The 12,047-nt window shown below is 42.5% G+C and carries 7 protein-coding genes; 4 read left to right on the forward strand and 3 right to left on the reverse strand.

Features of this window, described 5'->3' with window-relative positions; translation table 11 throughout:
- The first annotated feature begins 267 nt into the window (after positions 1-267).
- A complete protein-coding gene (locus PseudUWO310_RS02350) occupies positions 268-4,467 on the forward strand; it encodes a response regulator (protein WP_142598671.1) in 4,200 nt (1,399 codons plus the stop codon).
- 484 nt (positions 4,468-4,951) lie between these two features.
- On the opposite strand, the gene PseudUWO310_RS02355 is transcribed toward PseudUWO310_RS02350, so the two are convergent.
- Positions 4,952-5,599, reverse strand: a complete 648-nt coding sequence (locus tag PseudUWO310_RS02355; RefSeq protein WP_142598673.1) for a response regulator — start codon at positions 5,597-5,599, stop codon at positions 4,952-4,954.
- 369 nt (positions 5,600-5,968) lie between these two features.
- Between PseudUWO310_RS02355 and PseudUWO310_RS02360 the strand changes: the two genes are divergently transcribed.
- Positions 5,969-6,334: a response regulator transcription factor gene (locus tag PseudUWO310_RS02360; protein WP_142598675.1), complete on the forward strand. Its 366-nt coding sequence runs from the start codon at positions 5,969-5,971 to the stop codon at positions 6,332-6,334.
- A gap of 482 nt (positions 6,335-6,816) precedes the next feature.
- Here the strand turns inward: PseudUWO310_RS02360 and PseudUWO310_RS02365 are convergent, their stop codons facing one another.
- Positions 6,817-7,998 carry a TRC40/GET3/ArsA family transport-energizing ATPase gene (locus PseudUWO310_RS02365; RefSeq protein ID WP_142598677.1) on the reverse strand — a complete coding sequence of 394 codons (1,182 nt, stop codon included), beginning with the start codon at positions 7,996-7,998 and terminating at the stop codon, positions 6,817-6,819.
- A gap of 408 nt (positions 7,999-8,406) precedes the next feature.
- On the opposite strand from PseudUWO310_RS02365, the gene PseudUWO310_RS02370 reads away from it, so the two are divergent.
- Positions 8,407-8,763, forward strand: a complete 357-nt coding sequence (locus PseudUWO310_RS02370) for an Hpt domain-containing protein (RefSeq protein ID WP_190315877.1) — start codon at positions 8,407-8,409, stop codon at positions 8,761-8,763.
- 312 nt (positions 8,764-9,075) lie between these two features.
- Positions 9,076-9,453, forward strand: a complete 378-nt coding sequence (locus PseudUWO310_RS02375) for a resolvase (protein ID WP_142598680.1) — start codon at positions 9,076-9,078, stop codon at positions 9,451-9,453.
- 342 nt (positions 9,454-9,795) lie between these two features.
- Here the strand turns inward: PseudUWO310_RS02375 and speA are convergent, their stop codons facing one another.
- Positions 9,796-11,721: a biosynthetic arginine decarboxylase gene (gene speA / locus PseudUWO310_RS02380; protein WP_142598682.1), complete on the reverse strand. Its 1,926-nt coding sequence runs from the start codon at positions 11,719-11,721 to the stop codon at positions 9,796-9,798.
- Between the last annotated feature and the right edge of the window lie 326 nt (positions 11,722-12,047).

Raw genomic sequence — 12,047 nt, forward strand, 5'->3', positions numbered from 1 at the left:
ATTTAAATCCTTTCCTTTTTAGGACTACATGAAATAAAACATGAAATAAACATATAAATACGGATGTACTGTCAATCATTGCGTTTGTTTGCTAGCTAGCCAGTCTTAAACTGTTCTGCCAATTGCTATATTAGAATTAATTAAAGTGAAGCATTAGTACAAGGGAATTAACGAAAGCATCTAACGAAAGCGTCTAACGAAAGCATCTAAACCTATAGATGAATTAACTATAGAAGTCATTGCTGCAAACTCTAAATTCAAACTTAAATGATTCCTGCTCAAGAGCCACCAAATGAACTAGAAAGAGTTGCCGCTCTTTATCAGTGCAAAATCTTAGATACAGAGCCTGAGCAAGGCTTTGATGATATTACGCAGCTAGCCTCTCAAATTTGTCAAGTACCGATCGCTCTAGTTAGTTTGATTGACAAAGAAAGGCAGTGGTTCAAATCAAAAGTAGGGCTTGCGGCTACTGAGACCCCAAGAAGATTAGCTTTTTGCGCCCATGCTATTCTCCAAGATGATATTTTTATCATTCCTGACACCTTAAAAGACGAACGATTTGCCGATAACCCTCTAGTAACCGATCCTCCAGATATTCGGTTTTATGCAGGAGTTCCGATTAAAACCGTAGATGGATATGCTCTGGGAACTTTGTGCATTATTGATACTAAGCCCAGAGAGCTCAGCAAGGATCAAATCACGGCACTCAAAGCCCTTGCCAATCAGGTGCGATATATCATCGAAACTAGGCGAAGTTTTGCAGGCATTGGGCGCTTGCCAATGGCGAAACAACCTACGGTCGTAAATGCCAAAAATCCCCTCAAAAAGTTTGCAGCTTGGATTGGAATTGCGGCTTCTTTGGCGGTTGGAACGGGGGTGATTGCCTTTTTAAATCTGCGGGGTTTGCAAGAATCTAATCTTAAATACATCCAACAAGATAAGGAATTATCGTCGATTGAAATACCGCTCGATCGGATGCGAGACTTTAAAGTTGCCCAAAAGGAATATTTTTTGCACAGCAATCAAGAGAAATATAGAAAATACGAATCCTTAGCAAAAGAATTGGCGGAAGACCTTCAGTCAATAGAGAAAATAATTGCAAGCGGTAATGAAGGGCGCTCGACTAGCATCAATAGCCCACAGGATAGAGAAGCACATAAAAAAATAATTCTGGATGTGGCGCACTATATTCGTAAAGAATTGAAAGCTTCCCATCAAGTGGTGTTTCTATTTCGGATTGCGGGGACAGAAGTTTCTCAAGAGCAAATATCAAGGCAAAATAATAGCAACGATCCAGAGCTAGATGAAATAAAGTTGGAAAAACTGATCGCTTCTGAGAGAGAAGATATATCAAAGCGATTAAAAGATGAAACCCAAAACTTAATTGCTAACGCCACAAATTTTTCTTTGCTCACTTTTATTTCTAGGCTGGGAGTGCTGGGACTATTACTTTATTTTGTCTATAACATCTATAAAGAAATGAATGCGCGTCGCATTCTAGAGAGCGATATTAAGCACGAACGAGACTTTTCGATCGCGGTTCTAGATACAGTTGATGCCTTGGTAATTGTATTAGATGCAGAAGGCAAAATTATTAAATTCAATCGCCAATGCGAAAGTATAACTGGCTACTACTTCGAGGAAGTTCGCAATCAAAATTTTGGGAATCTATTTTTATCTGATGAAGATCGAGAATTGGTTTATAGCTCTTTTAAAAGTCATTCCAGTCAGAACGCGCCATGTACCTATGAAAATTTCTGGCGGACGAAAGATGGTAATCGAAGATGCATTTCTTGGTCGACAACTGCTTTACGCAGTCCCGAAAACGAAGTCGAGTACATTATTGCCACGGGAACTGATATTAGCGATCGCCGCCAAGTGGAGGAAGAAGTCCGCTTACAAAACTGGCGATCGTTAGTCTTTTCCCAAATTACTTTGAGAATTCGTCAATCCCTCAATATCAAAGATATTTTGAGGACAACTGTTGAGGAAGTAAGAAGATTTCTAAAAGCTGATCGCGTTCTGGTGTATCGTTTTGACGGTGAATGGGAAGGCACGGTTGTCGTTGAATCCGTAGAGCCACCTTGGATTCCTACTTTAAATACAGATGTTAAAGATACTTGCTTTCGGCAAGGACTATGGGCAAACTATCGTCAAGGTAGAAAAGTAGTTAATGATAATATCTCATCTTCAGATACGACTGACTGTTATAAGCAACTGATGGCTCAGTTTCAAGTGCAGGCTAATTTAGTAATACCAATTCTGGAAAAGGAAAAACTATGGGGATTGTTAATAACTCATCAATGTAGCGAGCCTCGGCATTGGCGTAATTTTGAGGTGGACTTTGTCACTGAGCTTAGCAATCAAGTAGGCATTGCCCTGTATCAGGCAACTTTATTGGAACAGGAAACATTGCGCCGAGAGCAACTTTATCTGCAAAATGTTGAGTTAAAAGAAGCTCGTCATCAGGCTGAAATCGCCACAAAGATGAAAAGTGCTTTCCTTGCAACCATGAGCCATGAAATTCGTACGCCGATGAATGCCGTACTCGGAATGACGGGGTTGCTTGCCGATACAAAGCTTTCGCCCCTCCAGAGAGATTTTGTCGAAACGGTGAGGATTAGCGGTGAAAATCTACTGACATTAATCAATGAAATTCTTGATTTCTCAAAGCTTGAAGCTAATGAGATGGAATTAGAAGAGATTAGCTTCGATCTTAATACCTGCGTTGAAGAAGTAACTGATTTGCTGGCTATGTTGGCACAGGAAAAGAAGCTAGAACTTGCCGCTCTAATCCATCAAAACGTACCTACATATTTATGTGGCGATGTGGCGCGTCTCAGGCAAATCCTTACAAATTTAGTAAGTAATGCGATTAAATTTACCTTGCAGGGCGAAGTTATTATTAAGGTCTCCCTCAAAGAAGAAACGGAATCCATTGCTAAGATTGAGTTTCGTGTAATAGATACTGGTATTGGTATATCACCTGAGTCTCAGAAAAAGCTATTTCAGCCCTTTACTCAAGTTGATGCGTCCACTACGCGTAAATATGGCGGTACGGGCTTAGGCTTGGCAATTTGTAAACAGATTGTCGATCTAATGGGTGGGGAAATTGGGATTGATAGCGAAGAAGGTAAAGGTTCGCAATTTTGGTTCCAGATCTCGTTTGTGAAGCAGTCTCCTGCCGAAATTAAGCAGTTAGAGCCCCGTCGTGAAGTTGACCTTAAGGACGTACGGGTGCTAATTGTCGATGACAGTGAGACTAATTGTAAGATTTTGACCTATCAGTTGACAGCTTGGCAAATGCGTGTTGATGCTGTCAAAAATGCATCTCATGTCATCTCTATTTTGCAAACCGCAATTGCTGAAGGCGATCGCTATCAATTGGCGATTTTGGATATGCAGATGCCCGATCTGGATGGCGAAAGTTTGGGTAGTCAGATCAAAGCCGATCCGATCTTGAAAGATACAAAATTGATTATGCTTACCTCTTTAAATCAGGGCGGAGGCATCAATCGAGTCAAGGAATTGGGATTTGAGTTTTACCTTGTTAAGCCGATCAAACAATCTCGATTGCTTGATGTTTTGATGCAAGTCATCTCTACTAATCCCCATTATCAAAACCTTGTAACAGGTGGGTTAAGGACGGCTGATCGTCCAATTACCAGAACTTCTAAGCTGAAAATCCTGATTGCCGAAGATAGTTTAATCAATCAAAAAGTTGCTTTACATCAGCTACGTAGTTTTGGTTATGATGCAGATGTGGCGGGCAATGGCAAAGAAGTTCTTGCCTTGTTAGAATGCATTCACTATGACATCATTTTGATGGATTGCCAAATGCCCGAAATGGATGGTTATGAGACGACGAGGGCGATTCGGCAATTGGATTCGACAAAATCCAAGATTGCAATTGTGGCGATGACTGCCAATGCGATGAAGGAAGATCGCGATCGCTGTCTTGCCTCTGGTATGAATGATTATCTAAGTAAGCCAATTCGTAAGGAGGATCTCGCTCAAAAACTCGCTGAATGGGAAGCGAAGATACTTGCCCAGAGCGTGATTGCTCCTGAGGGAGTTAGCGATCGCGATAATCAGTCCCCTATTAATGGAAGCGCTCCGATTGAAGAGCCTGTCAATACCTACGAATCCTTGCCCCTGATTGACTGGACATATATTGACAGTATTGCTGATGGGAGTGAAGAATTTAAAAACGAACTCCTCCAAACCTATTTTCAGTCTACCTCTAAGAGCTTAGCGCAACTCGAATTAGCGATCGCTGAAAATAATTATGATGAGATTGGCAAACTCTCCCACTCAATTAAAGGAGCTTCGAGTAATTTAGGTTTCTTATCCATTGCGGCAATATCCTACGATTTAGAGCAAATTGGTCGTAATTCCAAAACAGGCAATACTAGATATTTGTTGCAAAAGATAAGGGAGATGTTTTCCTTAATTCAAAACTCCTAGATTTTGCCAAAAGTAACCTTATCGCAACGTAAGGTTTGCTTAGGATATAAAACCCCAAAGATGAGTGGCGGCGCTTTGCGCCGCCACTCATCTTTGGGGTTTTTATACCAATTCACGAAAGTGTGACAATACTTTTGGGAATTGGTATTAACGTGAGTTCGGGATAACTTGAAATGGGCTTTGAGAAAGGGTTTGCTACGCAAACCCTTTCTCAAAGCCCACAAGTAAAAGCCTTGCTACGCAAGGCTTTTACTTGTGGGCTTTTAAAATTTGCCAGCTTAACCCGAACTGATATCAATTCACGAAAGTGTGACAACACTTTTGTGAATTAAACACCAAACCCTGTAAGGTTTTGAGATTCCCAAAATGGCATTGCCATTTTGGGAATTGGTATGACATGGTATTACGTTGCTATAAAAACGAGAAGAGCGTACCGCCCGCTACGATTGCGGTACGCTCTCTGGTTTTGGCTTTTGATGATTTTTTAAACTCTGGCGAGGGCTTGGATGGAAGTCGCTAAAATGGCGATCTGAGTTCGATTCCGCAAATTTAGTTGGCTGAGAATATTGGTAATATGATTTTTCACCGTTCGGGTTGAGATATAAAGCTGATTGGCAATTTCCTCATTATTTGCCCCCGTGGCAATTAACTGTACTATCTGCTGTTCCCGAGGCGTGAGCTTATACCACTCACCCGTGGAAACTTCGGCAACCTCTGGAATCCTTGCGATCGCCTTTCTCCCTAACGTTAAGTCTAGATGCATATAACCCCGATATACCGCCTGAATCGCAAATGCTAATTCTTCAGGTGGTGTATTTTTTAGGATATAGCCCGATGCACCATACTTCAAGGCTTGAGAAATATATTCTTCTGTATCGTCGATCGTTAATATGAGGATTTTGCTGTCGGGAGCGCGATCGCATATTTGTCTTGTTGCTTCTACGCCATCCATAACAGGCATTTGCACATCCATGAGCACAACATCAGGCTTCAGCATTTCCACCTGCGCGATCGCCAATTTACCATTTTCCGCTTCACCCACAATCTCCAAACAAACTTCATCGCCAAGGGAAATGGTGAGGGCACGACGAATAAAGGGATGATCGTCTACAAGTAAAACGCGGATTTTCATAGGATTTGACCATCTAGGTTTAGGCGATCGCTAGTTCGCTTCCCAAAGGATTGCCATTGTCTTGCATGGGCATACATTGGCGAGGCTCAACATATTAAGTAGCTAAGCATAAGTAAACTTAAAACCTAGACGAGCTTACCGCCCGCGTAGCGGGCGGTAAGCTCGCTGGTTTTGGTTTTTAATTATGCCGAACTACTTACGATGCTCTCCAGATTAACCGTTTCTGAATTGGCAATCAAGTAGCCATAGTCCTAAATGCCCATAGGACTAAAGTACTAGACAAATTCAGGACTTACGCTTCATGTGGAATCTATTACGCAATCTTAGAATTAGCCCATATAAGCCCATATAAACGAGAGGTTTAAAACTATGTCGAAGATTTTAGTTGTGGAAGATAGCCAGATGCAGCTAGAGATGATTGCCAACCTGCTAAGAAACAACCAATTTGAGATTGCGATCGCTAGCAATGGTGTTGAAGCGATCGCGCAAACGGAATTGCTGCATCCCGATCTGGTAATTATGGATGTGATTATGCCGAAAATGAATGGTTACGAGCTTTGTCGGAGATTGCGAGATAATCCCGTAACTTGGAATATCAATATCATTATTTGTTCTGCTAAAACGACAAAAGCCGATCGCTATTGGGGCTTGCGACAGGGGGCGAATGCTTATTTAGCAAAGCCTTTTGCGCCAGAGGATTTGCTTGATACTGTGCGGGAGCTATTAGAAAAGTGATGTGCTTGCTATGCCTTCCCGCTAAATAAGTAGCTGGGTATAATTAAAAACCAGATTCAAAAGCTGTAGCGCACGCGCTACAGCTTTTGGTTTTTTATATTTAATTACACCTAGATACTTACATCTTACTTTTCCCGTTATCTTGCTGTTTCAGCATAACCGCCAATATTACTACCGCCACAAGGCTTATTCCAGCGTTGTACATTGTCATTAAGTAACACTTATTGCAAATATAGTTAATCCTGAAACTCTTTCCTAGAAGGCATTTCAGAGATGACGTGAAAAGTAAGATACTTACATAGATTCATATAAACAAGAAATAGCAGTGCGGGGCTTAGTCTCGCACTGCTATTTCTTGTCTGGTAAATGAATTATACTAATTCCCAAAAGTGTGGCTACACTTTTGGGAATTGAAAACCAAACCCAGTAAGGGTTTTAAAATCACAAAATGGCGTAGCCATTTTGTGATTTTGTATTACAGCCTATACGGGAGTTGAAAATCTGATTTTTAGATAGTCGTCTTCCATCTTAGCTCCAGCGGTTTGGAGAACGGATAGAGCCTGTGGTAGGACTAGATTGCGGCGATGATTGCCAATGCGAATATTTAGCTCATCACCTGTCTTGGTTAGTTCAATCTTTTCCTTGGGCACGCCTGGCAGATACAGTTCTAAACGATACTGTTTGTTTTCCTCTACCACCCGCATGGTATTTTCCTTGTAGTAAACCTGCGAAGGATCTTCATTGCCATAGAGAGTCTCTTTGAGACGTTCTAAGGCTGCGACCCCACACATCTCTTCGGCATAGAGAGGAATCTGCTTAATTGGTAAGGGATGGAAATCGCGGTGGATTTGCTCGCAATATTGTTTTTGATTGTCTTTCCAAGCTTTAAAAAATGGATCTTGGACTTCTTCAGGGATAATGCGATTGGCAATCACCATATCGGTAGCAACATTGTAGAGACTGAGATAGGAATGCGCCCTCAAGGATTCATTAATCACCATCTTCTCAGGATTTGTCACGAGTCTAACCGTAGTGGTGGTGTTGTCCGTGAGAATTTTCTCTAGTGCTTCTAGTTCTTCATAAAATTCATAGGGTGCATCCATGACTTCTTTATTTGGAAGTGAGAAGCCTGTGACTCGTTTGAAAATCGGTTCAAATACGGGGCTGAGCACTTGAGCCATACCCTGCAATGGCTTGTAAAATTTCCGCATGTACCAGCCTGCAACTTCAGGCAATGAAAGAAGGCGGAGAGCTGTCCCCGTAGGCGCAGAGTCAATTACTAGGACATCGTATTCTTTCTCATCATAATGACGTTTGACCCTTACTAGTCCAAAAATTTCATCCATTCCAGGCAGAATGGCTAATTCTTCCGCTTGAACTCCTTCCAATCCTCTTGCCTGTAGAACTTCGCTGATATAACGTTTGACCGCACCCCAGTTTCCTTCCAATTCCCGTAAGGCATCTAGCTCGGCTCCCCATAGGTTGGGGCGGACTTCTCTAGGATCATGTCCCAACTCGACCATAAAGCTATCGGCGAGAGAGTGTGCGGGATCGGTACTCAAAACTAACGTCTTGTAACCTAATTCGGCACAGCGTAGCCCCGTGGCTGCTGCGACGGAGGTTTTACCAACTCCGCCTTTTCCTGTCATTAAAATGATACGCATGGTCGATTTGACTCGTCTTGTTAAAATTTGGATTTATGCTTAGTTGCTTATAAAGTTGGATTAGTGGGTTTGTTTGAATCGATTGCTTTGCAAATCTTTACATTTATCGCCTATTCTAGCATCGATATTGCGATCGCCATTTTTAAAGTTGTGAGGATATGGCATAGAGAGAAAAGCAGATACTTCTTATTATCAGAAGGAAATTTTGTATAGAAAATCCCCCATAGCAGGATGTGCAAAATTTGATTAACAGTTACGTGCTAGTCATTGATTTTAAATTAACTTTAACTCGATTTTAAATAGAATGTAATTCTTGTAAATTCTAAATTTTAAGCTTGTATACTATGGTAGTTTAGCTAGATATAAGCTTAAATGAGCTTAGTCAAGTGCTGTATAGTTTTGAGCAATATGAATCAGCAACCAATTCCTCCCATTGACTTAGCCCATCTGCATCAAATCTCCGAGGGGGATATTGAGTTTGAAATTGATGTTTTGCGGGTTTATATTGAAGATATATCTCAACGAATAGAAAGTATTCGCAAGGCGATCGCTAATGATGATTTGCCTAAAGTAATGGGTGCGGCTCATCATATTAAGGGAGCTAGTGGCAATGTTGGGGCTTTACAAATCCAGAGTTTGGCAGTCCAGCTCGAAAAATTAGGGGAAGACCAAGGGGCAGTTTTGGCAATAATTGATGAAATGCTGGAAAAAATAAGAGTCGTCGAGCAATTTATCGAGGAAAAATCTGCCTCCTTGTCCTCCTAAAGTGGTGTAGCAACGTAAGGGATAGCTAGGACAAATCAAAACCCCAAAGATGAGTGGCGGCGCTTCGCGCCGCCACTCATCTTTGGGGTTTTGGACTACCCATAAGGTTTGGTAGTCTCTCTATTTATGAGAATAATAGACTCAAAACAAGATTATAATAACTATGTGGCTGTTCGTAAAACTAAAGTCAAAAACTATGACTCATGTACATTGTGAATTATGTACTTTGTGACTCATGTACATTGTGCGTTAAGGGTTTTGAGGTTTTATCTTTAAGTTTGCCTAGCTACGGATGAGTTATTTATTAATGCTATGAGCCTGCCCTTTTCGTCGTCTGACCTTAAATCCGATCGCGTCTATGAGCTAATGGATGTGGAATCGATTCAAAAAGCTTTGGGGCGATCGCGGGCTTCGGTTTATCGCTATGCTAATACCGATCCCGATCAAGGGTTGTTAAACTTGCCCTACGATCCGCAAAAACTAAATCCAGAATTGCGTAACAGCGATCGCGATCCTTTGTTGTTTCATCCAACAGAAGTATCGAGGTTTGCCCGTGATGTTCTGAAAATGAAGCAGGTGACGATCCAAGTGCAAGAACCCGCTCAAAATGAGACTAATCGCCTCTTGCAAGAAATTTTGCAAGAATTGCGATCGCTTAATCAGGCGATCGGGACGCTGCGCGATCCTTAATCTGGAAGATGCATTTGATGCATCTTCCAGATTGTAAGTAGTTCGGCATAATTAAAAACCAAAACCAAAGAGCATACCGCCCGCGCAGCGGGCGGTATGCTCTTCTAGGTTTTAAGTTTACTTATGCCTAGCTACTTACCAATTTACTGAAGTGAACCCACACTTCAATAAATTGGTAAGTAGCCAGTCGCAAACCCAAAAAGCTGTGGCGCACGCGCAGCGTGCGCCACAGCTTTCTAATACCCTAAAGATGAGTGGCGGCGCGAAGATATGCCACTCATCTTCATAAAAACAGAGAGCGTAACGACCGCGTAGCGGTCATTACGCTCTCTGTTTTTGGTGTTAACTGAGGTAAGTGTAACCGTTCAAGCAATGTTCGTACTTTTGGAGGAATAGTCTGGCTTCATCGAGGGTAATCTGCTTCTCTTGGAGCGCTCGCTCGGTTTCTTGCCGAATATTCTCCAACATGGCATCACGGTTGTACTGCACATATTCTAAAACTTCAGTCATCGAATCGCCCTTGATGACATGTTCGACTTTGTAACCCGTGGGCGTGGCATGAATATGCACCGCATCGGTATCCCCAAAGAGATTATGCAGATCGCCGAGGATTTCTTGATAGGCTCCGCCAAGGAATAGCGCTAGATAGTATGGCTCCTCATGAATGAAGGAATGCAACTCTAAGGTGGACTTGACATCGCGCAAATCGATAAAGCGATCGATCTTGCCATCGCTGTCGCAGGTAAGATCGGCGATCGTACCGCGACAAATAGGCTCTTCATGGAGGCGATGGATCGGCATAATCGGGAATAGTTGATCGATCGCCCAACTATCGGGAGCAGACTGGAATACGGAGAAATTGCAATAGTAGGTGAGAGCCATGGCTCGTTCGAGATCTTCAAGATCGTCGGGTACGTAATTGAGTTTGCGGGTTACCTTGAGGATGCGATCGCAACATTCCCAAAACAAACGCTCGACTCTAGCGCGTTGCTTGAGAGTAAGATAGCCAAAGGAGAATAGACTGATTGCTTCTTGGTTAAATTGAACCGCATCATGATAAATCTCTTGGTAGTTATTTTCATTGATATTTTCCAATGCTTCAAAGAGATTGCGAACGATTAAATGTTCCTCTTCCTTCAATGGTTCGATCGCTTGGTTGGGGATGCCACTAATGCCGACCACATCAAAGACTAAAACCGATTGATGGGATGCGATCGCCCGACCGCTCTCACTGGTGAGAGTGGGTACAGGTACGCCTTTCTCCGCACAGGCATCCTTAATTGCTGCCACGATATCGTAGGCATAGTTCTGCATACTGTAATTTTTGGAAGCGTAGAAATTAGTTTTGGAACCATCGTAATCAACGCCCAAGCCGCCACCGACATCGAGGTTTCCCATAGGCGCACCCAAGGCTGCAAGCTGCACGTAGATTTGTCCTGCTTCGCGCAGAGCATCTTTAATCGTACTGATATTGCTAATCTGTGAACCGATGTGAAAATGTAACAGTCGGAGCGAATCTAGCATATTCGCCGCTTCCAACTGCTCGACGGTTTCCAGAATTTCCCACATACTCAAGCCGAATTTCGCGCGATCGCCCGTGGAGTCTTCCCAATGTCCAACGCCCTTAGCATGGAGCTTTGCCCTTACGCCGACGGCGGGAGTAACGCCCAACTTAGTTGCAGCGCGAATGATCATTTCCACTTCTTCAAGCTGTTCGATGACAATGATCGTATCCTGTCCCAATTTCCGCGCGAGGATTGCGGTCTCAATATATTCAGCGTCCTTATAGCCGTTACAGATCAAAAGAGAACCTGGAGTACGCAATGTCGAAAGAGCGATGAGGAGTTCTGGTTTAGAACCAGCTTCCAATCCAAATTGAAAGGGTTTTCCAAACTTGGCAATTTCCTCAACTAACTGTCTTTGTTGATTTACCTTGACGGGAAAAACCCCGCGATAAACGCCATTGTAGTTATAGCGGGCGATCGCCTTAGCAAAGGTGGAGTTGAGCCGCTCAATGCGATCGGCTAAGATGTCTGAAAACCTTAACAATATGGGTAACCGCAATCCCCGTTGTTTCAGATCGTTTACCAATTCAAATAGGTCAATACAACCGCCGCGATCGCCTTTAGGGGAAACCGTCACATGCCCTGCTTCGTTAATACTGAAGTAAGGTTCCCCCCAACCATCAATGCGATACAGTGTCTCGCTATCTTGAATAGTCCATTTTTTCGTATCTGCAACAATAGGTAATTGAATCTCTTGCAACATTTTATAAACCCTATACACCTTGATCTATGCTCTGATATGGACGATGGAAAGCAACGCCTATGCCAGCTTTAGTACTACATTCTAATCTAGTTGCTAATCTAGAAAACAGTCTAGATCTTTTTGAACAAGTTAGGAATTACCCAAAAACGACTTAAAAAATTATTTTACGATCGCTTTTTTATAGCTATAGCAATCCTAGATGGTTTTTGGAAATGCACCCCGAAGGGGTGCGCTTCCACAAACCCAAAAATCTACAAATGATTTAGGATCGCTATATCAGCTATAGCTATAGTCAGTAATGTTAGGACAAACATCAAACCCAATAG

The sequence above is a fragment of the Pseudanabaena sp. UWO310 genome (assembly GCF_006861605.1).
Taxonomy (GTDB): Bacteria; Cyanobacteriota; Cyanobacteriia; order Pseudanabaenales; family Pseudanabaenaceae; genus Pseudanabaena.

Bases quoted from the DNA above. Each gene is read 5' to 3' on its own strand.
- PseudUWO310_RS02350 (WP_142598671.1), top strand. From the start codon at position 268: ATGATTCCTGCTCAAGAGCCACCAAATGAACTAGAAAGAGTTGCCGCT.
- PseudUWO310_RS02355 (WP_142598673.1), bottom strand. From the start codon at position 5,599: ATGAAAATCCGCGTTTTACTTGTAGACGATCATCCCTTTATTCGTCGT.
- PseudUWO310_RS02360 (WP_142598675.1), top strand. From the start codon at position 5,969: ATGTCGAAGATTTTAGTTGTGGAAGATAGCCAGATGCAGCTAGAGATG.
- PseudUWO310_RS02365 (WP_142598677.1), bottom strand. From the start codon at position 7,998: ATGCGTATCATTTTAATGACAGGAAAAGGCGGAGTTGGTAAAACCTCC.
- PseudUWO310_RS02370 (WP_190315877.1), top strand. From the start codon at position 8,407: ATGAATCAGCAACCAATTCCTCCCATTGACTTAGCCCATCTGCATCAA.
- PseudUWO310_RS02375 (WP_142598680.1), top strand. From the start codon at position 9,076: ATGAGCCTGCCCTTTTCGTCGTCTGACCTTAAATCCGATCGCGTCTAT.
- speA (WP_142598682.1), bottom strand. From the start codon at position 11,721: ATGTTGCAAGAGATTCAATTACCTATTGTTGCAGATACGAAAAAATGG.